Origin of the sequence: Bacteroides sp. 1_1_30, from assembly GCF_020982715.1 — a bacterium.
In the GTDB taxonomy this organism is placed as follows: Bacteria; Bacteroidota; Bacteroidia; order Bacteroidales; family Bacteroidaceae; genus Bacteroides; species Bacteroides xylanisolvens.
Genome location: NZ_JAJKHN010000017.1, coordinates 43,387 through 69,470 on the forward strand (window position 1 = coordinate 43,387; position 26,084 = coordinate 69,470).

At 44.9% G+C, this 26,084-nt stretch carries 22 protein-coding genes; 14 read left to right on the top strand and 8 right to left on the bottom strand.

Going from position 1 to position 26,084, the window contains the following annotated elements:
• The first annotated feature begins 37 nt into the window (after window positions 1-37).
• Together LPH68_RS06670 and LPH68_RS06675 are read left to right on the top strand one after the other, a co-directional pair.
• The gene (locus tag LPH68_RS06670) at window positions 38-1,000 is read left to right on the top strand and encodes a M48 family metallopeptidase (RefSeq protein ID WP_087323884.1); all 963 of its coding nucleotides are present in this window, start codon (window positions 38-40) and stop codon (window positions 998-1,000) included.
• Between the two features lie 182 nt (window positions 1,001-1,182).
• Window positions 1,183-1,680, top strand: coding sequence for a DUF4251 domain-containing protein (locus LPH68_RS06675; protein WP_008022096.1), 498 nt, complete (start codon window positions 1,183-1,185; stop codon window positions 1,678-1,680).
• A 198-nt stretch (window positions 1,681-1,878) separates the two neighbouring features.
• On the opposite strand, the gene LPH68_RS06680 is transcribed toward LPH68_RS06675, so the two are convergent.
• On the bottom strand, window positions 1,879-2,502 hold the full coding sequence (locus tag LPH68_RS06680; protein WP_004311582.1) for a trimeric intracellular cation channel family protein: 624 nt from the start codon (window positions 2,500-2,502) through the stop codon (window positions 1,879-1,881).
• Window positions 2,503-2,594: 92 nt separating this feature from the next.
• Here LPH68_RS06680 and wecB point away from each other — a divergent pair, with 92 nt between their 5' ends.
• The 4 genes from wecB (at window position 2,595) to LPH68_RS06700 (ending at window position 8,987) form a co-directional block, all read left to right on the top strand.
• Window positions 2,595-3,680 (top strand): non-hydrolyzing UDP-N-acetylglucosamine 2-epimerase, encoded by a 1,086-nt coding sequence (gene wecB / locus LPH68_RS06685; RefSeq protein ID WP_004311581.1) that lies wholly within the window; start codon window positions 2,595-2,597, stop codon window positions 3,678-3,680.
• 366 nt (window positions 3,681-4,046) lie between these two features.
• Window positions 4,047-6,623 (top strand): DUF5686 and carboxypeptidase-like regulatory domain-containing protein, encoded by a 2,577-nt coding sequence (locus LPH68_RS06690; RefSeq protein WP_049702954.1) that lies wholly within the window; start codon window positions 4,047-4,049, stop codon window positions 6,621-6,623.
• 6 nt (window positions 6,624-6,629) lie between these two features.
• Window positions 6,630-7,901 (top strand): replication-associated recombination protein A, encoded by a 1,272-nt coding sequence (locus LPH68_RS06695; RefSeq protein WP_008022094.1) that lies wholly within the window; start codon window positions 6,630-6,632, stop codon window positions 7,899-7,901.
• A gap of 129 nt (window positions 7,902-8,030) precedes the next feature.
• Window positions 8,031-8,987 carry a D-2-hydroxyacid dehydrogenase gene (locus LPH68_RS06700; RefSeq protein ID WP_008022092.1) on the top strand — a complete coding sequence of 319 codons (957 nt, stop codon included), beginning with the start codon at window positions 8,031-8,033 and terminating at the stop codon, window positions 8,985-8,987.
• Window positions 8,988-9,235: 248 nt separating this feature from the next.
• On the opposite strand, the gene cydB is transcribed toward LPH68_RS06700, so the two are convergent.
• Genes cydB through LPH68_RS06715 form a run of 3 tightly spaced genes read right to left on the bottom strand, consistent with a single transcriptional unit; the run spans window position 9,236 to window position 12,216 of the window.
• Window positions 9,236-10,378, bottom strand: a complete 1,143-nt coding sequence (cydB, locus tag LPH68_RS06705; RefSeq protein ID WP_008022090.1) for a cytochrome d ubiquinol oxidase subunit II — start codon at window positions 10,376-10,378, stop codon at window positions 9,236-9,238.
• A 33-nt stretch (window positions 10,379-10,411) separates the two neighbouring features.
• A complete protein-coding gene (locus LPH68_RS06710; RefSeq protein ID WP_004313358.1) occupies window positions 10,412-11,959 on the bottom strand; it encodes a cytochrome ubiquinol oxidase subunit I in 1,548 nt (515 codons plus the stop codon).
• Window positions 11,960-11,979: 20 nt separating this feature from the next.
• Entirely contained in the window at window positions 11,980-12,216 is a 237-nt protein-coding gene (locus tag LPH68_RS06715; RefSeq protein ID WP_004313359.1) for a DUF4492 domain-containing protein, read from the bottom strand.
• Between the two features lie 218 nt (window positions 12,217-12,434).
• On the opposite strand from LPH68_RS06715, the gene LPH68_RS06720 reads away from it, so the two are divergent.
• The 7 genes from LPH68_RS06720 to LPH68_RS06750 all read left to right on the top strand — a co-directional run bounded on the left by LPH68_RS06720 (window position 12,435) and on the right by LPH68_RS06750 (window position 19,660).
• Complete coding sequence (locus LPH68_RS06720; RefSeq protein WP_009039447.1) at window positions 12,435-13,832, top strand: TolC family protein; 1,398 nt, start codon at window positions 12,435-12,437, stop codon at window positions 13,830-13,832.
• Between the two features lie 46 nt (window positions 13,833-13,878).
• Window positions 13,879-15,099, top strand: a complete 1,221-nt coding sequence (locus LPH68_RS06725) for an efflux RND transporter periplasmic adaptor subunit (protein WP_074708216.1) — start codon at window positions 13,879-13,881, stop codon at window positions 15,097-15,099.
• A gap of 48 nt (window positions 15,100-15,147) precedes the next feature.
• Window positions 15,148-15,891 carry an ABC transporter ATP-binding protein gene (locus LPH68_RS06730; protein ID WP_004300330.1) on the top strand — a complete coding sequence of 248 codons (744 nt, stop codon included), beginning with the start codon at window positions 15,148-15,150 and terminating at the stop codon, window positions 15,889-15,891.
• 177 nt (window positions 15,892-16,068) lie between these two features.
• Entirely contained in the window at window positions 16,069-17,289 is a 1,221-nt protein-coding gene (locus LPH68_RS06735) for an ABC transporter permease (RefSeq protein WP_087318344.1), read from the top strand.
• Window positions 17,290-17,327: 38 nt separating this feature from the next.
• Window positions 17,328-18,389: a sensor histidine kinase gene (locus LPH68_RS06740; protein WP_230296886.1), complete on the top strand. Its 1,062-nt coding sequence runs from the start codon at window positions 17,328-17,330 to the stop codon at window positions 18,387-18,389.
• A 96-nt stretch (window positions 18,390-18,485) separates the two neighbouring features.
• The gene (locus LPH68_RS06745; protein ID WP_008775895.1) at window positions 18,486-19,184 is read left to right on the top strand and encodes a LytTR family DNA-binding domain-containing protein; all 699 of its coding nucleotides are present in this window, start codon (window positions 18,486-18,488) and stop codon (window positions 19,182-19,184) included.
• Window positions 19,185-19,447: 263 nt separating this feature from the next.
• Window positions 19,448-19,660 (top strand): hypothetical protein, encoded by a 213-nt coding sequence (locus LPH68_RS06750; protein ID WP_004314093.1) that lies wholly within the window; start codon window positions 19,448-19,450, stop codon window positions 19,658-19,660.
• Window positions 19,661-19,695: 35 nt separating this feature from the next.
• Here LPH68_RS06750 and LPH68_RS06755 read toward each other — a convergent pair whose 3' ends face one another.
• From LPH68_RS06755 to gnd, 4 genes are all read right to left on the bottom strand, one after another.
• A complete protein-coding gene (locus LPH68_RS06755) occupies window positions 19,696-20,646 on the bottom strand; it encodes a Dyp-type peroxidase (RefSeq protein ID WP_008022078.1) in 951 nt (316 codons plus the stop codon).
• A gap of 40 nt (window positions 20,647-20,686) precedes the next feature.
• Window positions 20,687-21,418, bottom strand: coding sequence for a 6-phosphogluconolactonase (gene pgl, locus LPH68_RS06760; protein WP_008643902.1), 732 nt, complete (start codon window positions 21,416-21,418; stop codon window positions 20,687-20,689).
• A complete protein-coding gene (gene zwf / locus LPH68_RS06765; RefSeq protein ID WP_004314090.1) occupies window positions 21,415-22,911 on the bottom strand; it encodes a glucose-6-phosphate dehydrogenase in 1,497 nt (498 codons plus the stop codon). Before zwf ends, pgl begins: the two co-directional genes overlap by 4 nt.
• Window positions 22,912-23,280: 369 nt before the next feature.
• Window positions 23,281-24,756 (bottom strand): decarboxylating NADP(+)-dependent phosphogluconate dehydrogenase, encoded by a 1,476-nt coding sequence (gnd, locus tag LPH68_RS06770; protein ID WP_117683730.1) that lies wholly within the window; start codon window positions 24,754-24,756, stop codon window positions 23,281-23,283.
• A 109-nt stretch (window positions 24,757-24,865) separates the two neighbouring features.
• On the opposite strand from gnd, the gene LPH68_RS06775 reads away from it, so the two are divergent.
• Window positions 24,866-26,044 carry a dicarboxylate/amino acid:cation symporter gene (locus LPH68_RS06775; RefSeq protein ID WP_009039397.1) on the top strand — a complete coding sequence of 393 codons (1,179 nt, stop codon included), beginning with the start codon at window positions 24,866-24,868 and terminating at the stop codon, window positions 26,042-26,044.
• Window positions 26,045-26,084: the final 40 nt, after the last annotated feature.

The window sequence follows — 26,084 nt, forward strand, 5'->3', positions numbered from 1 at the left end:
TTCACACCATCCACTCAATTACAAAAGTTGAACACGCATGCAATACATCGGAATCCAAACACAGCAGAGCCGGAATAATCTGCGCTCTGCGTTTCTACTGTTCCTGTTTCCCTGTCTCGTGGCAGCACTCCTCTATTTATCCTGCTATCTGTTGGTTCTTTTTGGATACGGAAAGAGTATGGAAATAGAAATAATGCCAATGGTCAATCATTTCTTCCTCTCTTCATTGCCATACACCATGGGAATCGTAATCATCTGGTTTCTGATTGCCTATTGGGCCAACACAAGCATTATCAATTCTGCCACCGGTTCCAAACCGCTGGATCGTATAGAGAATAAGCGCGTTTACAACCTGGTGGAAAACCTATGTATGTCGCAAGGCATGAAGATGCCGAAAATCAATATCATCTATGACAGTTCTCTGAATGCATTTGCAAGCGGCATCAATGAACGTACATACACTGTTACCCTCTCGGAAGGTATCATCAAAAAACTGAATGATGAAGAACTGGAAGCAGTGATTGCGCATGAGCTAAGTCATATCCGCAACCGTGACGTGCGCTTGCTGATAATATCCATCGTCTTTGTTGGTATCTTCTCCATGCTGACAGAAATCACATTATATACCATCACGCACATACGTGTACGCAGCAACAGCAAAGGTAGTGGCGGCATTTTTCTTTTCATTCTACTCGCTTTAGTGATAGCTGTCATCGGTTATCTTTTCTCAAGCCTGATGCGTTTTGCCATTTCACGCAAACGCGAATACATGGCAGACGCGGGATCGGCAGAAATGACGAAGAATCCGTTGGCACTGGCCAGTGCTCTCCGCAAAATATCGGCAGATCCTGCCATCGAGGCAGTAGAAAGGAAAGACGTGGCGCAATTATTTATACAGAATCCTAAAAAGAAATCGAAAAGTATATTCAGCGGAATCAACGGATTGTTTGCCACTCATCCTCCCATTGAAAAACGAATTGAAATACTGGAACAGTTCTAAAAGCCTGTTCTAATTTTCTTCCCAAGCGTTTTTATTCAAAAGTTGATTATGCCCTTAATTGGTCTAAACTTATAAATAACAGGGATTTCTGTTTAATTTTCATTAAAGGAAACAGAACTATCCCTGTCTTTTTCTTATATTTGGTTGTTATACATATATACATCAACCTAAATACAACTGATATGAGAACGAAGAAACAAATCTTTATGCTGTTACTAGCCTTGCTAGTGGGCATCCCTACCCTTTCGGCTCAAAGTAAAAAGGAAAAGAAAGAACAGAAGAAAGAAGCCGTAAAGAAGCTGATTGAATCTGAAAACTACAAGATAGATGTCAACACCGCCATGCCGATGCGCGGACGCTCCATCCCTTTGACATCTTCCTACTCACTGGAAATCAGAAACGATTCAGTCATTTCTTATCTGCCTTATTATGGACGGGCTTACAGCATCCCCTATGGCGGAGGCGACGGGCTAAATTTTAAAGCTGTGCTCAAAGAATACAGTATGGAAATGGATAAGAAAGGAAATGCCGTCATCGAGTTTATCGCACGCAATCCCGAAGACAGGTATGAATACAGAGTCAAAGTATTCCCCAATGGTTCGGCAAGCATTGATGTCAATATGCAAAACCGTCAGTCCATTAGTTTTCAGGGGGAGCTGTATATAAAGGAAGAAAAGTAAGAAACAAAAAACAAGTAAGAAGAACGGACTGAATAATTTTGTATTATTAGGCGTGGATTGCACGGATTACACGGTTGTTAGAATGATGATTACCATACAGCAACCGTGTAATCCGTGCCTAATTTTATAATATAAACTATTAATTCTTAGCTATCCGATAGAAACAATATGAACACATTCACTCGGGCAATATCTTTTTTATTCTTCCGGCTCTTCCCCACCTTTTAATATAGGCAGGCAAATGTGATATTTCACAGCTAAGATGCGAGTCAGAAATACGGCTGATCCGCCAATCAACTGACAAGCGTAGGACTCCATACCTGCAAGATCGCAAATCCAATATGCAATACCGCCTACCACGCAAGCCATTGCGTAAATCTCCTTTCGGAAGATAAGAGGTATTTCATTGATAAATACGTCACGAATCACCCCACCGGCTGCTCCCGTAATGCTACCCATGATAATCGCCACCCAAAAAGGATACCCCAGAGCAATGCTCTTGCCTACACCTACCACGGTAAACAGTGCCAGACCGATGGTATCAAAAATGAAGAAAGTATTATTGAGCCGGATGAGCCAGCGTCCGAAACAGATGACCCATAACAAAGCCAGTCCTGTACAAATCAGATAGATAGGGTCAGTCATCCATCCCGGTGTCACGTCGAGCAGTACATCACGGATGGTACCGCCGCCGATAGCCGTAGCAAGTCCTACCACATAAGCGCCGAACCAGTCGAAACGTTTCGCCGAAGCTAGCCGGATACCACTAATAGCAAAGGCAAATGTGCCTATAAAATCAAGAATTTGAACGAATGTGGGCATATATTTGTTATTTTGTATGCAAAGTAACGAATAAATTCCGTAAGAAAATGTACTTTTGCTTCACGAATTAAACCGAATTAGGTAGAAACAATATGAAAATAACAATTGTTGCGGGGGCACGCCCCAATTTTATGAAGATAGCCCCCATTACACGCGCTATTGAAGCCGCACGGGCGCTGGGTAAAAGTATCTCTTACCGACTGGTTTATACCGGGAGGAAAGACGATACGAGTCTGGATGCTTCTCTCTTTTCGGATCTCGACATGAAAGCTCCTGATGTATATCTGGGAGTGGAAAGCAGTAATCCAACGAGTTTGACAGCCGGAATCATGGTAGCCTTTGAACAAGAACTGACGGAGAATCCGGCACACGTAGTCCTTGTGGTAGACGACTTGACCGCAACCATGAGTTGTGCCATCGTTGCCAAGAAACAAGGTATCAAGGTAGCACATCTCGTAGCCGGAACCCGTTCTTTCGATATGAAAATGCCGAAAGAAGTCAACCGTATGATTACAGACGGACTATCCGACTATCTGTTCACAGCCGGCATGGTTGCCAACCGCAACCTGAACCAGACGGGAACGGAAAGCGAAAACGTATATTATGTAGGCAACATTCTGATTGATGCCATCCGCTATAACCGGAACCGCTTGCTCAAACCGATATGGTTCTCCGTCCTGGGACTGCAAGAAGGAAATTATCTCCTATTTACTCTCAACCGTCGTGTATTACTCGGCAATAAGGAGAATCTGCGTCAGTTGATGAAAACAATCATCGACAAGTCCGCCGGTATGCCTATCGTTGCACCGCTACATACCTACGTACGTAATGCCATTAAAGAGTTGGACATCGAAGCTCCGAATCTCCATATCATGCCGCCGCAAAACTACCTGTTCTTCGGTTATCTGATAAACAAGGCGAAAGGAATCATAACAGATTCAGGAAACGTAGCCGAAGAAGCGACCTTCCTGGGTATTCCTTGTATCACGCTCAACACGTATGCCGAACATCCGGAAACGTGGCGCATGGGAACCAACGAACTTGTCGGAGAAGATCCTGCCCTGCTTGCCAAAACCATGGATACACTGATGCACGGTGAATGGAAACGTGGCGAACTTCCCGAACGTTGGGACGGACGTACCGCAGAGCGTATTGTACAGATACTTACGAGCAAATAACATTTACCCGGCATGTTCCATTCCGTTTCCCGGCATGGGACTGTTAGTTTCACGCCTTGAAACTAATAGTTTCACACCGGGAAACAAAGTGTTTCACACCGAGAAACCAACAGTTTCATGCCGGGAAACAAAAAGTTTCAAGGGTCGAAACAAAAAGTGTCCTACAACGGGAGCAAAGGTTTCAAATACCGAAACCGGGAGAACGAAATGCGGAAACGGTCTTATCAAAAGGATTAACAGCGGGATGTTCTTTGAATTATCGTACGATATATGCTTGTAAACAACAAAAAACGATGGGTAAAAAAAGTTATATATTCTGTTATCCTTAGAGTTATTTGTTAACTTTGCAGCCCTACTACAAACGTTATGATACAACGATATAACAAAATACTTATACTGTTCTTACTCGTATTGGTAGCTTCCAATGCTTTTGCGCAGCAAATTAAAGGGGTAGTCACTGATTCGGTTACCCACGAGCCATTGATGTATATCTCTGTTTACTACCAGGAAAAGAGAGATATGGGTACCATCACCAATATTAACGGAGAATACAGTCTTGAAGCCCGCAGAAACGGAGGAACACTGGTATTCTCCGCTGTAGGTTATATCAGTAAAACGGTTCGGGTTGGTTCCAACAATCAGACAGTGAACGTTAAGTTAGCTCCGGATAATGTGCTCCTGAACGAGGTTGTCGTGAAACCTCAAAAGGAGAAATATTCCCGCAAAAACAATCCGGCAGTGGAATTCATGAAGAAGGTAATCGAACACAAAAAGGCACAAGTCCTCGAAGTGAACGAGTACTATCAGTACGACAAGTACGAGAAGATGAAAATGTCTATCAACGACCTCACACCGGAAAAGCTCGAAAAAGGTATCTACAAAAAATATTCATTCTTAAGAGACCAAGTGGAAGTGTCGGAAACAACCAATAAGTTGATTCTCCCTATTTCCGTACAAGAAACGTCCTCGCAAACCATCTACCGCAAAAATCCCGAAAACAAGAAAACGATTATCAAAGGAAAGAACTCCAATGGTATAGAAGAATTTTTCTCTACGGGAGATATGCTTGGCACCGTACTGAAAGACGTATTTGCCGACATCAATATCTACGATGATGATATCCGGTTGCTTCAGCAGCGTTTCGTCAGTCCGATCGGTAACAATGCCATCTCATTTTATAAATATTATCTGATGGACACATTGATGGTAAACAAACGCGAATGTGTCCACCTCACTTTTGTTCCGCAAAACTCGCAAGACTTCGGATTCACCGGACATCTGTATGTATTGAATGATTCTACATACGCCGTTCAGAAATGTACAATGAACCTGCCTAAAAAGACCGGAGTCAACTTTGTCAACCGCATGGACATCACGCAACAGTATGAGCAACTGCCCAACGGCAACTGGGTGTTGGCGGATGATGACATGACCGTAGACCTTTCCTGGAATTCCAACAAAACAGCAGGTGGATTGCAGGTGGAACGAACCACGAAATATAGTAATTATAAATTCGATCCTATTGAACAACGACTGTTCCGGTTGAAAGGCAGCGTAATAAAAGAAGCGGATATGCTCTCGAAAAGCGATGAGTACTGGGCGAGTGTCCGTCAAGTACCATTGACAAAGAAAGAAAGTTCGATGGACGTATTCGTCAACCGTCTCGAACAGATTCCGGGATTCAAATACATCATCTTCGGAGCGAAAGCACTGATTGAGAACTTTGTAGAGACAGGAAGCAAAGAGCATCCGAGCAAAGTGGACATCGGCCCTATCAACACCATGATTTCGAGCAATTACATTGACGGTACCCGTTTCCGGTTGAGCGGTATGACTACGGCTCATTTCGACAAGCACTGGTTCTTGAGCGGATACGGAGCGTACGGTCTGAAAGACGAACGCTGGAAATATAGCGGAACGGTGACTTATTCGTTCAACAAACGCGATTATGTGGTTTGGGAATTCCCGAAACATTATCTTTCGGCAACGTACAGTTATGACGTAATGTCTCCGATGGACAAATTCCTGTTTACGGATAAAGATAATATCTTCTTGTCAGTCAAGACAACGACAGTAGACCAAATGTCGTATATGCGCGACGCCACCATTAATTATGAACTCGAAACGCTGACCGGATTCGGAGTGAAAGCCATGTTGCGCCACCGTAACGACGAGCCTACCGGCAAACTGGAATACCTGCGCAATGATGCCGCACAAACCCGTGTGCACGATGTCACAACTTCCGAAGCAAGTCTGACGCTGCGCTATGCGCCGGGCGAATCATTTGTCAACTCCAAGCAACGCCGCGTGCCTGTGTCGCTGGACGCTCCTATTTTTACGCTCACTCATGCTATGGGTTTCAAAGGAGTATTGGGTGGGGATTACAACTTTAACCGTACGGAAGCAAGTGTGTGGAAACGTTTCTGGCTCCCGGCTTCCTGGGGAAAGATTGATTGCAGCGTGAAAGCAGGTGCAGAATGGAACACGGTTCCTTTCCCGTTGTTAATCCTGCCGGAAGCCAACTTGTCCTACATCACCCAGCGCGAAACGTTCAACTTGATTAATAACATGGAATTCCTGAACGACCGTTACGCTTCCATGTCATTATCCTACGACATGAATGGAAAACTCTTCAACCGTATTCCTCTTATCAAGAACCTGAAATGGAGGGAAATGTTCCGTGTACGTGCTTTGTGGGGAACATTGACGGACAAGAACAATCCGTTCAAGAGCAACAATCCCGATTTGTTCCGTTTCCCGACACGCGACGGTAAATTCACCAGTTTCGTGATGGACCCGAAAGTGCCGTATGTCGAAGCAAGTGTAGGTATCTACAACATTTTCAAGTTGCTGCACGTTGAGTATGTACATCGTTTCACTTATCGTGATAATCCGGGTATCAACAAAAACGGTATCCGCTTCATGGTATTAATGGTATTCTAAAAAATTATGCAACCACTAGCAGAACGGTTACGGCCAAAGACTTTGGATGATTATATCGGTCAGAAACATTTAGTTGGACCGGGGGCTATCTTGCGGAAAATGATTGACGCAGGACGCATCTCTTCATTTATTCTCTGGGGACCTCCCGGAGTGGGCAAAACAACCCTTGCGCAAATCATTGCCAACAAACTGGAAACACCTTTCTATACGTTAAGTGCCGTGACTTCCGGTGTGAAGGATGTGCGCGAAGTAATAGAACGTGCCAAGAGCAACCGCTTCTTTTCACAGTCCAGCCCGATTCTGTTTATCGATGAAATCCATCGGTTCAGCAAGTCGCAGCAGGATTCTCTGTTGGGAGCGGTAGAGAACGGAACAGTCACGCTGATTGGCGCAACAACGGAGAATCCGTCGTTTGAGGTCATCCGCCCTCTCCTGTCCCGCTGCCAGCTTTATGTGCTCAAATCTTTGGAGAAAGAAGATTTATTGGAACTTCTGCAACGTGCCATCACCACGGATGCCGTATTGAAAGAACGCAAAATTGAATTGAAAGAAACAACGGCCATATTGCGCTTCTCCGGTGGAGACGCCCGCAAGCTGCTTAATATATTGGAACTCGTTGTGCAATCGGAAACGGAAGAGACTGTTGTCATCACCGATGAAATGGTGACCGAACGGTTGCAACAAAATCCGCTGGCATACGACAAGGATGGAGAGATGCATTATGACATTATCTCCGCTTTCATCAAGTCTATTCGTGGCAGTGATCCCGATGGAGCGATCTACTGGCTGGCCCGTATGGTGGAAGGAGGCGAAGATCCTGCTTTCATTGCCCGCCGACTGGTGATTTCGGCTGCCGAGGACATTGGTTTGGCAAACCCGAACGCACTGCTTCTCGCTAACGCCTGCTTTGAAACATTGATGAAAATCGGCTGGCCCGAAGGACGGATTCCTTTAGCTGAAACAACGATTTATCTGGCTACCAGTCCGAAGAGTAATTCGGCATACAGCGCAATCAATGACGCACTGGAGTTAGTCCGTTCAACCGGCAATCTGCCTGTCCCCTTGCATCTGCGCAATGCTCCGACCAAACTGATGAAGCAACTGGGCTACGGACAGGAATATAAATATGCACACAGCTATGAAGGTAACTTTGTCAAACAGCAATTCCTCCCGGACGAACTGAAAGACAAACGGATATGGCAACCGCAAAACAATCCGGCAGAGCAGAAGCATGCCGAACGGATGATACAGTTGTGGGGAGACAAATTCAAAAAATGATATTTTTCAGACACGGATTACGCAGATGCTTTATTTTTTAGAAAACGTGAAATCCGTATAATCCGTGCCTATAATATCAATATGTTGTTAAGAAAACACGTATAACTTATTATTAATATTGAAATTGAAATGAAGATTGTAGTTTTAGACGGCTATGCCGCCAATCCCGGAGATTTATCCTGGGAAGGTATGAAAGTTCTTGGAGAATGTACAATTTATGATCGTACAGCTCCGGAAGAGGTATTAGAACGTGCAGCCGGTGCAGAAGCAATTCTGACTAACAAGGTAATCATCAATGCAGACCACATGGCTGCACTGCCCGAACTGAAATATATCGGTGTATTGGCCACCGGATACAACGTGGTAGACACAGCTGCTGCCAAAGAACGGGGAATCATCGTTACTAATATTCCTTCATACAGCACCGCTTCCGTTGCTCAAATGGTATTTTCGCATATCCTGAACATCACTCAACAAGTGCAACACCACTCCGAAGAAGTGCACAAAGGCCGTTGGACAAACAACAAGGATTTCTGTTTTTGGGACACTCCGTTGATGGAACTGCGCGAGAAGAAAATCGGTCTGGTAGGACTGGGAAACACCGGATATACCACAGCGCGTGTTGCTATCGGTTTCGGTATGCAAGTGTACGCATTGACTTCTAAATCTCACTTCCAATTGCCACCGGAAATCAAGAAGATGGATTTGGATCAATTGTTCAGCGAATGCGATATTATCAGTTTGCACTGCCCGCTTACACCGGATACACGCGAAATGGTGAATGCACGCCGTCTTGCCATGATGAAGCCGACAGCCATCTTAATCAATACCGGTCGCGGACCGCTTATCAACGAACAAGATCTTGCAGATGCTTTGAACAGCGGTAAGATTTATGCAGCCGGCGTAGACGTGCTTTCTACCGAACCGCCTTGTGCCGATAATCCATTGCTGACAGCAAAGAACTGCTACATCACTCCGCACATTGCCTGGGCAACCATAGAGGCTCGCGAACGTCTGATGAATATTGCAATCAGCAATCTTCAGGCTTACATTTCTGGCAAACCGGAGAATGTAGTCAATAAATAATTAGCATTAGTGTAATTCATAACGAGGGTGTCATAATGCCCGAAGTGTTTAGGCACACACGTTAAGTATAAAATATATAAAAAGCTCCCCTTATTTTATCTCTCTACCATGACTTAGAGTGATGTTAAATAAGGGGAGTTTATTTATTCCGACTAGAATCTCTATTTCGAAATTCTATATGGACAATGTATGAGTGTATGGACAAAGTTATTAGTACACAGACACAAGACTAATATACAAATAATATATTAGTATGAGTGTCCTCCTTCATCCATTTCTTTCTCGGTAATCTTATGTCGGTCGATACTACGCCAAGCGTAGAAAATATAAGCAATCACGAACGGAACAAGAATAGAAACATAAGCCATTGTCTTCAGTGTAAATTCACTGGAGCAGCTATTGGCTAATGTCAATGAGCTTTGCAGGTCGGTATATGACGGATAATAGGCAGTGTTGTTGTACCCTGCTACCAGTAGCAAAGACAAAACAGTCAGTACCGTACCGATTCCTACAAACCAGATACCTTTATCAAAAGTCTTTTTAAGCAATGTCTTTCCGATACCGAAAAGAACCAGTACCACCCCAATCAGGAATAAAACCAGCACTACCGGCATTTCGATAAAGTTTGTGAGATACTTGTATGGCTGCATATAAATCTCCTGTGTTTCCGGGTTAACGGCAAAGCCTTCGGACACCAGTGTACGAATGACAAACGACAAAAAGAATACAAGGAACAAGACTGTGTTATTGCGTACTGCACGACGACATTTGTCGGTCAGTTCTTTGTCATCAATATTATTAATGAAATAGAGTGCTCCCAATACACGAGCAAGGAAGAAGACAGCCAATCCGAGAATTACATTCCAGATATTCGTCAACGCATCCAACCCGTGCCAGCCATTTCCCCAATGACTGATTACCGGCATAATAGTGTCTGTCATATTGGCCTTATTAATATAGAAATCAGAACCGGTGAAGAAAGTAGCCACCGCCCCGCCAAGTAACACAGGACCCACTACCCCATTAATCACCAAGAAAGTCTGATATGTCTTTTTACCTAACAGATTTCCTGCCTTACTCTGAAACTCATAACTGACAGCCTGCAATACAAAACTGAAAAGTATAATCATCCAAAGCCAATAAGCACCACCGAAACTGGTACTGTAGAACAACGGGAAAGAAGCAAAGAAAGCTCCTCCAAACGTCACCAACGTAGTAAACGTAAACTCCCACTTACGCCCGGTAGAATTCACCATCATCTTACGATGCTCTTCGGTTTTACCCAGACAGAACAATAATGAATTACCTCCCTGCACAAACAATAAGAACACGAGTATGGCTCCCAGCAAGGAAACGACAAGCCACCAATATTGCTGCAAAAATATATACATAAGTTTCAAGTATTAAGTAATAAGTATTAAGTATTATGCGTCCGGTCCTTTCTTGATAGCTTTCACCATAATTCCGACACCTGCAATCAGCATCACTGTAAACAGGAGCAGGAAGATAAAGAACGTAGTTTGCACGGAGCTTACATCCAGTTTGGAGATAGCAGCCATCGTAGGCAACATATCGCGGATAGCCCACGGCTGACGACCACATTCGGCAACCACCCATCCGGCTTGTCCGGCGATGTAACCCAAAGGAATTGTCAGCAGAGCAATCCAGTGCATCCAGCGCATCTTACTCAAATCCTTTTTATAGATAAAGAAAAGAACGACTATAAAGAACAGGATGAAATATCCGCCCAAGATTACCATTATACGGAATGCGTAGAAGTTGAGAGGAACATTCGGAACCAGTTGGTTCACGTCTTTGATATATCCGTAGCCAAAATAGGGAATATTTTCCTGCAATACATTATATGCAATCTTCGCATCTTCCTCGTGTCCGGCACTCTTTGCAGCACGATAGGCAGCTAATGCGCCGATAGCCGTTTTACCACGTTCTATCTTCTCGGCAGCAGAGAGAGCCTTCGATCCGTCTTTCAACTGATACCCACCTTCGATGATATTCGTAATGCCCGGAACGTAACCGTCCACATTACGCTCGGCAAGGAAAGAAAGCATACTTGGGATTTCAAAACGGAAGAGGAAAGGATCTTTTCCATCGTTGTAAGTCTTCTTTTCAGGGTTCAATACTCCTATTCCGACCAGACCGACATTCGTTCCGCCTTCATACAGACCTTCCACAGCAGCCAGTTTCATCGGTTGTGTCTGGGCAATCTGATAACCGGAACCGTCACCCGTCCAAACAGAAAGCAACGATGCTACCAATCCGAAGATTGCACCAATCTTGATGCTGGCCAGTGCAAACTCACGATTACGTTTCTTCAACAAGTACCAACAACTGATACCGACTACAAAAATAGCACCCAACACCCAGCCGGACAATACCGTGTGAAAGAACTTATTGACTGCTACAGGCGAGGTAGCCACCGCCCAAAAATCGACCATCTCATTACGGACAGTGTCAGGATTGAATTCCATGCCTACCGGATGCTGCATCCATGCGTTGGCAACGAGAATCCACCAGGCAGAAATCGTAGCTCCCAATCCCGTCAGCCAGGTGGAAGCCAAGTGGAAACGTTTACTTACTTTTCCCCATCCGAAGAACATAACCGCGATAAACGTAGCTTCCATAAAGAATGCCAGAATACCTTCAATAGCCAACGGAGCACCGAAGATATCCCCTACAAACCACGAATAATTGCTCCAGTTCGTACCGAATTCAAACTCCAGAATCAAACCCGTTGCCACACCGATGGCAAAGTTAATACCGAAAAGTTTCATCCAAAACTGGGCAGTCTTTTTCCAAAATTCGTTGCCTGTTTTATAATACAGCGTCTCCATGATTCCCATCACCACTGCCAGTCCGAGTGTGAGGGGAACAAAAATCCAGTGGTACATGGCTGTCATCGCAAATTGGGCTCTCGACCAATCGATCAGCGAGGTGTCAATACTTTCAATCATAATCCTATGTAGTTTAAGAGTTAAAAATCAGTAGATTTATCGGGGATGGCACGTTCTATCAGTTCATTTCCCACGTATGTACCTTTGTCGGCATCCGTTGGGTGGTCGCCGAGGAAATCAGGGAAAAAGAACATTTTGAGGATGAAGAACATGACGAATAATTTCAGCAAAATAATAACCCATAGGGTACGTCCTAAGGTCATACTACGGAAACCCTCCAAATAGAAGTTCCAGATCGTAAGCAGTGTATTCTTCATATGTTGACGTTATAATTTGTAATGAGTACAAATATACATTTTTTATAATTAAAACAAACAAGTAGTCAAAAAAGTTGCAAGATTTGTCGTGTTTTTCTTCAAAAACCTACCTATCGACAGAAAAAAATCATTTAACGGCGAAATAACGTCATCCGTCTATCGTTTTTGCGGCATATATAATATGTACGTACCTTCGCTAACAGTAAATCAATAGAAGTATGAATATGATAAATGTAAGAAGATTGACAGTGATGACATTTCTTGGAGCAGGTATGCTGTCCGGCATATCTGCCCAGGTTTCTCCGCTGCAAGTCGATACGCTGAAAGAAACGAAAATCCCGGATCAATGGGACTTGCAGTCATGCATCGACTATGCAAAGGAACAGAACATTACAATTCGTAAGAACCGGATCACTGCGGTCAGCACGCAGATTGATGTGAAGACAGCTAAAGCTGCCTTGTTTCCCAGCCTTTCGTTTTCTACCGGCCATCAGGTGGTGAATCGTCCGTATCAGGAGACAAGTAGCCGGGTGAGCGGTAGCGAGATTATCAGTAGCAACAGCAAAACGAGCTACAACGGTAATTATGGACTGAATGCTTCGTGGACTCTATATAATGGTAATAAACGGTTGAAAACCATCCAACAGGAAAAGTTGAATAATCAGATGGCCGAGCTGGATGTGGCGACTTCCGAAAATAATATTCAGGAGTCTATCGCCCAAGTATATATCCAGATTCTTTATGCAGCCGAATCTGTGAAAGTAAACGAAAACACCCTGCAAGTTTCCATTGCGCAGCGCGACCGAGGACAGGAACTTCTGAATGCCGGAAGTATTGCCAAAAGCGACCTCGCGCAACTGGAAGCACAGGTGAGCACCGACCGATACCAACTTGTCACAGCGCAAGCCACTCTTGAAGATTACAAATTGCAACTGAAACAACTGCTCGAACTGGATGGGGAGAATGAAATGAACATCTACCTCCCTGCCCTGTCCGACGAAAATGTACTGGCTCCGCTGCCTACCAAAAGAGATGTGTACATCAGCGCATTGAGCCTTCGTCCGGAGATTGAAGCGAGCAAACTGAATGTAGAGGCTTCTGAACTGGGTATCAATATCGCTAAATCGAGCTATTTCCCTACCATCAGCCTTAGCGCAGGAATCGGAACCAACCATACCAGCGGCAGCGACTTCACCTTCGGAGAACAAGTGAAGAACGGATGGAACAACTCTATCGGACTGTCTGTCAGTGTGCCTATCTTCAATAACCGTCAAACGAAAAGTGCCGTACAAAAAGCTAAATTGCAGTACGAAACGAGCATGTTATCCTTGCTTGACGAACAAAAGGCACTGTACAAAACCATTGAAAGCCTTTGGCTGGATGCCAACAGCGCGCAACAGCGTTATGCTGCCGCAAACGAAAAGCTGAAAAGTACACAAATCAGCTATGAGTTGATTAGCGAACAGTTTAATCTGGGAATGAAGAATACCGTAGAACTCCTTACTGAAAAGAATAATTTGCTGCAAGCACAGCAGGAACAGCTTCAGGCTAAATATATGGCTATACTGAATACGCAGTTGCTGAAGTTCTATCAGGGAGATCAATTAGCTTTATAAAGAGTATAAAATCAGCATTATAAATAAGTAAAAGCATAATAAACGAATGAAAACGAAAAAGATTATTCTAATCGCCGTAGTAGTCGTTGTGGTTGTAGGAGCAGGAATATGGCTCTTTGCCGGTTCACCGGCCAAACACAAAGTGACGTACGCCACCGCTACTGTCAGTAAAGGCGATATTTCAAATTCGGTGACTGCTACAGGGACCATCGAACCGGTGACGGAAGTAGAAGTCGGTACGCAGGTGTCCGGTATCATCGACAAGATTCACGTAGATTACAACTCGGTAGTAACCAAAGGACAGCTGATTGCTGAAATGGACCGCATCACATTGCAAAGTGAACTGGCCTCACAGCAGGCAACTTACGATGGTGCGAAAGCCGAATATGAATATCAGAAGAAAAATTATGAACGCAGCAAAGGCTTGCACGAAAAGTCATTGATTAGTGATACGGACTTCGAACAGGCGCTCTACAATTATCAGAAAGCGAAAAGCAGCTATGACAGCAGCAAGGCATCGCTCGCGAAAGCGGAACGTAACCTGTCTTACGCTACCATTACTTCACCGATTGACGGAGTTGTTATCAGCCGTGATGTAGAAGCAGGACAAACCGTTGCTTCCGGATTCGAAACTCCGACCCTGTTCACCATTGCTGCCGACCTGACACAGATGCAGGTAGTAGCCGATGTGGATGAAGCAGATATAGGCGGTGTAGTGGAAGGTCAGCGTGCCAGCTTCACGGTAGATGCTTATCCGAATGATGTATTCGAAGGTGTGGTTACACAGATTCGTTTGGGCGACGCAAGCAGTACGAGCAGCACGAGCAGCACTACCACCGTAGTTACCTACGAGGTAGTCATCTCTGCCCCCAACCCCGACTTGAAACTAAAACCGCGTTTGACGGCTAATGTAACGATCTATATTCTTGATAAAAAAGATGTACTGTCTGTTCCGAACAAAGCCTTGCGATTCACACCGGAAAAACCGTTAATCGGCAATAATGATATAGTGAAAGATTGCGAAGGCGAACACAAACTTTGGACTCGCGAAGGAACTACATTCACCGCTCATCCGGTAGAAGTGGGAATCAGCAACGGCATATCCACCGAAATTATCAGTGGTATTCCTGAAGGGACAAAGGTGGTAACAGAAGCTACTATAGGTGTAATGCCCGGTGAAAACATGGGACCTGAAGGAAATATGGAAAATGGCGGAGAAAGAAGTCCGTTCATGCCGGGCCCTCCGGGAAGTAAGAAGAAAAAATAATTATTCAATGTGCCAATAACGAATTGGCGCATTAGCACATTATTTACGATGAAAAAAGTAATTGAAATACAAAATATCAAACGTAACTTTCAGGTAGGCGACGAGACCGTTCACGCATTGCGGGGCGTTTCGTTCAATATCAATGAAGGGGAGTTTGTCACCATCATGGGTACTTCCGGTTCAGGAAAATCCACACTGCTTAATATATTAGGCTGCCTGGACACCCCGACAAGCGGAGAGTATCTGCTCGACGATATTCCCGTACGTACGATGAGCAAGCCTCAACGTGCGGTACTAAGAAACCGGAAGATTGGATTCGTGTTCCAAAGCTACAACCTGTTGCCTAAAACAACGGCAGTGGAAAATGTGGAACTACCGCTGATGTATAACTCTGCCGTCAGTGCTTCCGAACGTCGTCGTCGCGCTATCGAGTCTTTACAGGCCGTAGGATTGGGGGATCGTCTGGAACACAAATCCAACCAGATGTCCGGCGGACAGATGCAACGGGTGGCCATTGCACGTGCATTGGTCAACAACCCGGCAGTGATTCTTGCCGACGAAGCGACCGGAAACCTCGATAGCCGTACCTCTTTTGAGATACTCGTACTGTTTCAGAAACTTCATGCAGAGGGACGTACGATTATCTTTGTGACACATAATCCCGAACTTTCGCAATATAGCAGCCGGAATATCCGGCTGCGTGACGGTCAGGTTATAGAAGATACGACCAATCCCAAAATTCTGTCTGCCGCCGAAGCGCTGGCTGCATTGCCAAAGAATGACGAGGATTAATTAATGTGATAAGGAGTAATGAAGTTATAAGAGGCAATTCATGTGATAAGGAACAATGAAGTTATAAGATGATATGCTTAGAGCATCACGCCAACATTTTACAGTCTCATAACTTTATAACCTTATAATAGCCTTATACCTTCAGAACTCCATTAATAACTCCATAACTTTATAAACATGAATGGAACTAATTTATTAAAGATAGCTCTCCGGGCATTAGCGAACAATAAGCTGCGTGCTTTTCTAACCATGCTCGGGATCATTATCGGTGTTGCTTCCGTCATCACGATGCTGGCTATCGGACAAGGTTCGAAGAAAAGCATCCAGCAGCAGATTTCCGAGATGGGATCGAACATGATTATGATTCATCCGGGAGCCGATATGCGTGGAGGTGTCCGGCAGGACCCGTCTGCGATGCAGACCTTGAAGCTTGCCGATTACGAGGCCTTGCGCGATGAGACCAGTTTCCTGTCTGCCATCAGTCCCAATGTTTCGTCATCGGGACAGCTTATTGCCGGTAACAACAACTATCCGGCTTCGGTGAACGGTGTCGGAACAGAATATCTCGATATTCGCCAACTGACTGTTGAGAACGGAGATATGTTTACAGAAGCTGACATACAGAGCTCGGCCAAAGTGTGCGTGATTGGAAAGACCATAGTCGACAATCTGTTTCCGGACGGAAGTGATCCGGTTGGTAAGATTATCCGTTTCAACAAAATACCTTTCCGTGTAGTAGGAGTGCTCAAAGCAAAAGGGTACAACTCTATGGGACAAGACCAGGATGCCGTAGTGCTTGCGCCATATACCACCGTAATGAAACGTCTGCTTGCCGTTACGTATTTACAGGGAGTATTTGCCTCTGCCCTCACCGAGGATATGACGGACTATGCAACTGACGAAATCAGTACAATCCTCCGCCGCAACCATAAACTGAAGGCTTCGGATGATGATGACTTCACCATCCGTACCCAACAGGAATTGAGTACAATGCTCAACTCAACCACCGATTTGATGACAACCCTGCTGGCTTGCATCGCAGGTATTTCGCTGGTAGTGGGTGGCATCGGGATTATGAATATCATGTATGTATCCGTTACGGAGCGTACCCGTGAAATCGGTCTGCGTATGTCTGTCGGCGCACGCGGGGTCGACATTCTAAGTCAATTCCTCATCGAAGCCATCATGATTAGTATCACGGGAGGTATCATCGGAGTGATTATCGGCTGCGGAGCCAGTTGGATTGTCAAGAGCGTAGCGCATTGGCCTATCTATATCCAGCCGTGGAGCGTATTCCTCTCCTTCGCAGTATGTACAGTTACAGGAGTCTTCTTCGGATGGTATCCGGCTAAGAAAGCAGCAGATTTAGATCCGATAGAAGCCATCAGATACGAATAAAATGGATAATTACCAATAAAAGAATTATCTTTGTCTTTATGAAACAAACCTTTACATCCGCACGTCGTCCCCTAGAAGTACTGATACACATTATCAGCTGGGGGATTATGTTCGATTTCCCGTTCTTCTTCGTCGAACGTGGGAACGGGAATATCAACTGGATGGCTTATACACGCCATCTCGCCGTACCACTCTCTTTCATGATTGTGTTCTACGTGAATTATTTCATTCTTGTGCCGCGCTATCTTTTCCAGAGTCAGGCCAAAAGATATGTGGTCTACAATATTATCTTTTTATGCGCCATCGGTGTGTTGCTTCATCTCTGGCAAAGTCTGACGTTCGATCCATCATTTGCTCCCAAATCAAAAAGACCGGGGATGCCTCCGGGATGGTTGTTTTTCCTTAGGGATATGTTGAGTCTCGTATTCACTATCGGACTAAGTGCCGCTATCCGCATGAGTGCCCGATGGACACAGAATGAAGCTGCCCGAAAAGAGGCGGAACGGAACCGTGCGGAAGCGGAACTGAAGAACCTGCGAAACCAACTGAACCCTCACTTTCTGCTGAATACGCTGAATAACATCTATGCGCTGATTGCATTTGATTCGGACAAGGCGCAACAGGCAGTTCAGGAGTTGAGCAAACTGCTTCGTTATGTGTTATATGATAACCAGCAGACATACGTTCCTCTCTGTAAGGAGGTCGATTTTATCCGCAATTATATCGAACTGATGCGCATCCGTCTGTCCGCCAACGTGCAGATGATTACTAAATTCGATATTCAGCCCAACAGTCAGACGCTCATTGCCCCGCTTATCTTTATCTCTTTGATAGAGAATGCTTTCAAGCATGGCATCTCCCCTACTGAATCGAGTTTCATCAGTATTCATATTTTGGAGAATGATAAGGAAGTGATTTGTGAAATCCGCAATAGTAATCATCCTAAGACAGTGGAGGATAAGAGTGGCTCGGGCGTGGGATTGGAACAAGTCAGCCGTCGGTTGGAGATACTTTATCCCGGAGCTTATACGTGGTTGAAAGGCGTCTCAAAAGACGAAAAGGTATACGAATCGAGATTGAGTATCAAGATTAGAGAGTAGAAAGAAAAACGTTCAGTATAAAACGTCAAGTACCAATGTTTAGTATAAAGCGTCAAGTACAAGATTTTGGATATAAAACTTTAGATATAAAATAGTATGATGTTACGTTGTGCAATCGTTGACGATGAGCCTTTAGCTCTTAGCTTGTTAGAGAGTTATGTGAGTAAGACTCCGTTCCTGCAACTTGCAGGAAAGTATTCCAGTGCGGTTCAGGCGATGAAAGAATTGCCGGGCGAAGAGGTCGACCTCCTGTTTCTGGACATTCAGATGCCGGAGCTTAACGGTCTGGAGTTCTCGAAGATGGTAGATCCGCATACCCGTATTGTGTTTACCACCGCTTTCGGACAGTATGCCATCGACGGTTATCGTGTCAACGCACTCGATTACCTGCTGAAACCAATCTCATACGTTGATTTCCTGCAAGCTGCCAACAAAGCTCTCCAATGGTTCGAACTCGTGCAGAAACCGGAAGAGATAGACAGTATCTTTGTGAAAAGTGACTACAAACTGGTACAAGTGGACTTGAAGAAAATCATGTATATCGAAGGACTGAAAGATTACATCAAAATATATACGGAAGACGCTCCCAAACCTATCCTGTCACTGATGAGTATGAAAGCCATGGAAGAGCTCTTGCCATCCAGTCGTTTCATACGTGTGCACCGCTCCTTCATCGTACAGAAAGATAAAATACGTGTGATTGACCGCGGACGTATCGTGTTTGACAAGACATATATTCCTATCAGCGATAGTTACAAGCAAGTTTTTCAGACTTTTCTTGACGAAAGGAGCTGATTATTCATTATTTTATCGGTAAAAAAGTGATTTTTGTCGATTATAGTTTGCCAAAATCCGTTTTATATCTACCTTTGCAAAGAACAGAAAGGGATTGTGAAATTCCAAGAATAGAATAGTTTAGTTAAGTCTAGTTTAGTTTTTGTGTTGATAGCTCCCTCGTCGGCGGACGAACTAGGGAGCTATTTTTATATATTACAGGAATATTATTGCACAAAATATACATATTTTCCATAACTTTGCAGCGATAAAGTCTCACACAAATGGAATATAGCGTAGAAGAACTAAAAAATGCATTAATTGAGAGATGCGAAAAAGAGGGTATTCTATATGCAACGGTGGCAATGGATAGACGTACCAAAGAGATGATTCTTCCTGATACTTTAGAAGGAGCCCTGAAACATCCGGAATACTTTGTATGTACCTGCAGGAGAGTGAAAGATCAATATATAGTGGAGGAGATTACCAAAGTGTAATCCTCCTCCAATCTTTTATTCTTATTTTTCTTTTTTTATTCGCCCAATTCTCCCAGCAAATCGTAGGAAGGAGCAAAGAAAAGCGTTCCTGTTACAGCTGTGCTGAAGTCAAGCAAACGATCGGTATTCCCTACCGGATTGCCGATGAACATACTTTCCAACATCTGCCGGGTCGTACTGAACGTACTTGCATAACCGATGAAGTATGTGCCATATTCTCCCTTAGACGTATTGGCAAACGGCATGTTGGCACGTACAATTTTCAGGTCATCACCAATATTAGTGACGGCATTATGCGCATTTTGAGGTTTCTCCTCGTCAGACAGCTCGACATCGTTAAACTTACGACGACCGATCACTTTCTCCTGTTCTTCCACAGGCAGAGCGTTCCATGCAACCATATCGTGAATGTACTTCTGTACAAAAACATAACTTCCTCCTGCAAAATCAGCATCCTCCTCTCCTACCACCGCAAAATGATAAGGATTCTCATCAACTGCCGGATTCTCTGTTCCGTCTACAAAGCCGATAATAGCCTTGCCGTCCATATATCTGAAACCGTGAGTTTCATCGACAGGTTCAACTACGCCCTGGAGCTTCTCGTCAATGATGGAAGCAAACTCAAAACACAACCCCATCTGTTTTGCACGGATATGAAACAAGATGTCGCCCGGAGTAGAGACTGCCGTGTGCTTTCCGCCTTTGATCTCTTCAAAAGTGTTCAGTTCTTTCGGCTTTCCCTTTTCCGGGAAAAGACGGCTCCAGGCATCGGCGCCAAAGCCCATCGTACAACTGAACATCAGTTCGGGGAAACGATTACGCATGCTGCGAATCATGCCCGAGAAATTAGCGCATACATCTTTTACTTTATCAAGAGTTTCGGGAGTATCTTTTAGAGTATAAACAATAAAAATGACATTTTCACCTTGTTTCCCGGCTACGTCCTGCGGGATATTACCTCCAAATGAATTTTGATAAGGATTCATATTTTTCTTTTTTTCTGTTAGTTTCGTCAACGAAACAGTTCTAATTCATTTTTTTATTACTATCGTCAATATATGCGGCAGCCGCTTTATCCACAAATAGCTCTACATTCTGCGCGTGATGAGCTATATAGGCTGCGGGACCAGTGTCTCCCGAATTACAGATTTCTTCTACTACGTCGACTTTATTTTTTCCGGTAATCAGGAAAATGACATAGCGGGCATTCTGAATGGGGTATCCCGTCATTGCGATGCGCTTCTGCCCGTTACGGGGATGGGCGCTGACTACATAAATAGAGTTTGAAGTCAGCAAATCTTCTTGTCCGGGAAAGATGGAAGACGTGTGTCCGTCGTCTCCGGCCCCCAACAGTACAATATCAAATTCGGGCCAGCCACGCTTTTGCGGCACTTGCTGCCGGACTAACTCCGAATAGCGAACCGCTTCTTTCGCAGGCTTCGCCTCTCCACGAATACGGAATACATTTTCATACAAAATAGGAGTCAAACCCAAAAGAAGGTTGCGCATCATTCCGTAATTACTGTCCGAATCATCGGGAGGCACACAACGTTCATCCACCCAATAAATCCGCATACGATCCCACGGGGTAATTTCCATGTATTCATTCGCCCACAAATCGAACATCAGAGCAGGTGTGTTGCCACCGCTGACTGCGATATTGAACACTCTGTCCGGCTCTTCATTCATGATTTCCACCAAGCGGAGTATCAATGCTCGTGAAGTTTCAATAGATGAGGGAAAAACTGATAGTTTCATAATTCACAATATTGATCTGTATTCGTCAAATTCTTACAAGGATTCGTCCAGTCGGCCCCATGTTCATGCATCATCGCTTCGCTTTCCAAAGGTCCCCACGTACCTGCGGGATAACCGTAGAGAGGTGCGTCGGGGTTGTCTTTCCAATAACGGAGTACCGGATCGAAAAATTTCCATGAGGCTTCTACTGCGTCACTTCGAGTAAATAAAGTCGGATCACCCTGGATGCAGTCGTCTATCAGACGGGCATAAGCGTCGCCACTGGGTACGCCGCCCAACTGCGCGTAACTGAAATCCATCGTCACCTGACGCACTTCAAAACCTGCACCGGGGACTTTCATTCCGATTTTGAGCACTATTCCTTCATTCGGTTGCAAACGAAGAATCAATTTATTAGCCCGCGGACAGTTGCCACCGGCACAATGAAACATCTGATGAGGTGTCTCACGGAAATGAACGACGATTTCCGTTACTTTCGTCGGCATTTGTTTACCTGTACGAATGTAGAACGGAACGCCACTCCAGCGCCAGTTGCTAATGCCCAGTTTCATGGCAATATAAGTATCCGTGCGCGAATCGGGAGCCACTCCTTTTTCTTCACGGTAGCCTTTTTTATTGCCGGAGGCTGTATATTGTCCACGAACGATATGTTCGTTCAAATCCACTTCATTCAACGGGGTGAGAGATTCGTAGACCTTCACCACTTCGTTGCGGAAATTGTCCGCGTTGAAAACAGCGGGCGGTTCCATAGCCGTAAGGGCTACGAGCTGTATCAGGTGATTCTGCACCATATCGCGCAGTGCACCTGCCGTTTCATAGAATCCGCCACGTTGTTCGATACCCAGATTTTCTACGGCTGTGATTTCTACGTAGTCGATATAGTTACGGTTCCAGAGAGGTTCGAAGATACCGTTGGCAAAACGGAAAGCCAGTACATTCTGGGCTGTTTCCTTACCGAGAAAATGGTCGATACGGTAAATTTGATGCTCATTGAAAACAGAAGCATACGTTTTATTCAGTTCACGTGCCGATTCGAGATCATAACCGAAAGGTTTCTCGACGATGATACGTGAATGGGGGGTGTTGAGTCCCGCAGCTTTCAGGTACAAGGGCACTACTCCGTACAGTGACGGCGGAGTGGCTAGGTAGAACAGCAGGTTGTCCGGGTCTACCTCACCGGTCAAGTCGACCAGACGTTGGCGGAGTTGCGGGTAACCTTCTTCTTTTGCCGGGTCCATCGGTAAATAGTAGAGATGGGAGACAAACGAAGCCATCAGAGCTGTGTCCTGTTCTTCGGACTTTACGAACTGTTGCAGTTCTTCTAATATATAGGAACGGTAGTTATCGTCAGAGTAGACCGTACGCCCGATACCCAATATAGAATACTCTCCGGTCAACCGCTTTTCACGGTAGAGGGAATAAAGGGCGGGCATCAGCTTACGCTTGGTCAGATCACCCGACGCACCGAAAATTATCATTGCAAATTTATCCATTTTTCAAGAGTTGTTTTAATTTCTGTTTTGAGATGGTAAATGATAATTTTACGGAGTGCCCTGAAAGGGCTTAATTATATAGTAAAAGCGACAATCTGAATTTGCGCCCTGAAAGGGCATAATTGTATACAGTTCCGCCCTTTCAGGGCTTGTGGCTGGTGTGTTTTTTTCGTAGGGCGTTGCCCTACGCTATATAATTAAGCCCTTTCAGGGCACCCCAATAAATATATAATTGTAAGGCTTTCAGCCTAACTGCAAAATTCCCATTTAACTGCAAAATTCCCATTTAACCGCTAAATTCTCATTTAACCGCTAAATTCCCATTTATCATTTCAAATTCCCATTTATCATTTCAAAACTGTTTTCTATTTAAACATTATATGTACCCGATTTCGTATCTCCTCCGTGACCTGTCCAGTTCTCGTGGAAGAACTGTCCACGCAACTCGTCTTTGCGCTCGAAAGTGTGCGCACCGAAATAATCGCGTTGTGCCTGCACAAGATTGGCGGGCAGATCGGCAGATGTGAGCGAATAGAAATAGTTCAGCGCAGAAGAGAAAGCAGGAACAGGAAGTTCTTCTTTCATGGCTTCCGCCACCAGGTTTTTCCATCCGGGAAGCAGCGTTTTCATTTCTTCTTTAAAATAAGGAGCCAACAACAAGTGTTTAGGCTTGTCGGTGGCTTCGAAGGCGGCAGCAATGTCGTTCAGGAATATACTGCGGATGATGCATCCCCCACGCCACATGCGGGCAATGGAAGCCAGGTCGAGATGCCAGTCGAAAGCGTCGGAAGCACGTTGCAACACGGCGAATCCCTGGGCATAAGAGACGAGTTTGGAAGCATAAAGAGCAGAAAATATATTCTTTACGAGTTCCACCTTATTATATATAGGTTGTGTATGTTGACACTGATATTGTCTGGAAGCCTGATGACGCAAGTCTTTTTGTGCAGAAAGGCTTCGTTCGAATACCGCCGTGGCGATCAATCCCAACGGCATGCCGAGTTCCATAGCGTTGATGACCGACCATTTGCCGGTTCCTTTCTGTCCGGCCGCATCCAAGATTTTATCAATCAGATACCCTCCGGATTTGTCTTTATGCCGCAGGATGTTGGCGGTGATTTCGATCAGGTAGCTGCGCAGTTTGCCTTCGTTCCAACGGGCAAAGACATCAGCCATTTCCTCATTGGTCAGATCCAGCAACTTTTTCATCACCCAATAGGCTTCAGCAATCAACTGCATATCACCATATTCGATACCGTTGTGAATCATCTTCACAAAATGACCCGATCCGGCAGGGCCTACCCATTGGCAACAGGGAGTTCCGTCCGGTGCTTTTGCCGCAATGCTTTGAAGGATCGGTTTCACTTCCGGCCATGCTTTCTCCGAACCGCCGGGCATGATAGAAGCTCCATTCAAGGCTCCTTCTTCACCGCCGGACACTCCGCTACCGACGAAGAGAAATCCTTTCGACTCCGCCAGTTTGACGCGGCGGTTGGTATCTTCATAATTGGAGTTACCACCATCAATAAGAATATCTCCCGGTGAAAGCAACGGGAAAAGCTGATCCATCAGTTCGTCAACCGGACTTCCGGCACGAACCATCATCATTATCTTACGGGGAATAGCTATCGAATCTACAAATGCTTTTATATCTGTGAATCCTTCGATGTTTTTACCTTTTGCACGACCATTCATAAAGCGATCTACCACTCCTTCCTCTACTCCGGGAACTGTACGGTTATATACCGATACATGCCACCCCTTACTCTCCATGTTTAAAGCAAGATTCTCGCCCATCACAGCCAAGCCGATAAGTCCGATATCTGTTTTATTCTGATTTGCCATAACTTATATATTTTGAATATTCTGTATCTTAGTAACAGTTGAAATGCACATTTGTTCGCAATATTTTAGATTAAAATATTATTTTTGTGGTCTACAAATAAAATCAAGGATGAAGAAGATCAAAATCGGTTTGTTGGCACGCATCGTAATTGCCATCATTTTGGGTATTGCCATCGGCACTTTTTTCCCGGCTCCGCTAGTGCGAATATTCGTTACTTTCAACGGCATTTTCAGCGAGTTTCTCAATTTCTCTATCCCGCTGATTATCGTCGGACTGGTAACGGTGGCTATTGCCGACATCGGAAAAGGTGCAGGAAAAATGCTGCTCGTGACGGCTCTGATTGCTTATTTCGCCACCCTGTTTTCGGGATTCCTCTCCTACTTCACAGGAGTCACCGTGTTTCCGTCACTCATCGAACCGGGAGCGCCGCTTGAAGAAGTGAGCGAAGCACAAGGAATCCTCCCCTACTTCTCCGTCTCCATCCCACCGCTGATGAACGTCATGACGGCCTTGGTATTAGCCTTCACCTTGGGCTTGGGACTGGCGTCACTGAACAGCGACGCATTAAAAAACGTGGCACGTGATTTTCAGGAAATTATCGTACGAATGATTAGCGCAGTCATTCTGCCTTTGCTGCCGCTTTATATCTTTGGCATATTCCTCAACATGACACATTCGGGACAAGTATATTCCATCCTGATGGTGTTTATTAAAATTATCGGAGTCATCTTTGCTCTTCACATCTTCCTGTTAGTTTTTCAGTATTCCATCGCGGCATTGTTTGTACACAAAAACCCGTTTAAATTACTTAATAAAATGCTGCCGGCTTACTTCACGGCATTGGGCACACAGTCTTCGGCAGCCACCATCCCTGTAACGCTGGAACAGACCAAAAAGAACGGGGTATCTGCCGAAGTGGCCGGTTTCGTGATTCCGCTCTGCGCCACCATTCATCTGTCGGGCAGCACACTGAAAATCGTAGCCTGCGCACTGGCATTGATGATGATGCAAGGAATACCGTTCGACTTCCCCTTGTTTGCCGGATTTATCTTTATGCTGGGCATCACAATGATAGCCGCTCCGGGAGTTCCGGGCGGAGCTATCATGGCCTCTCTGGGAATTCTTCAATCCATGCTCGGCTTCGACGAATCGGCACAGGCTTTGATGATTGCGCTTTACATCGCAATGGACAGTTTCGGCACAGCCTGCAACGTGACGGGCGACGGAGCTATCGCTTTGATTATCGACAAAATAATGGGGAAAAACCGTGCTGAAAGACTGTGCTGAAAAATAATTGGGTAGTAGCTTGGCTGGCTCACAAAAAATG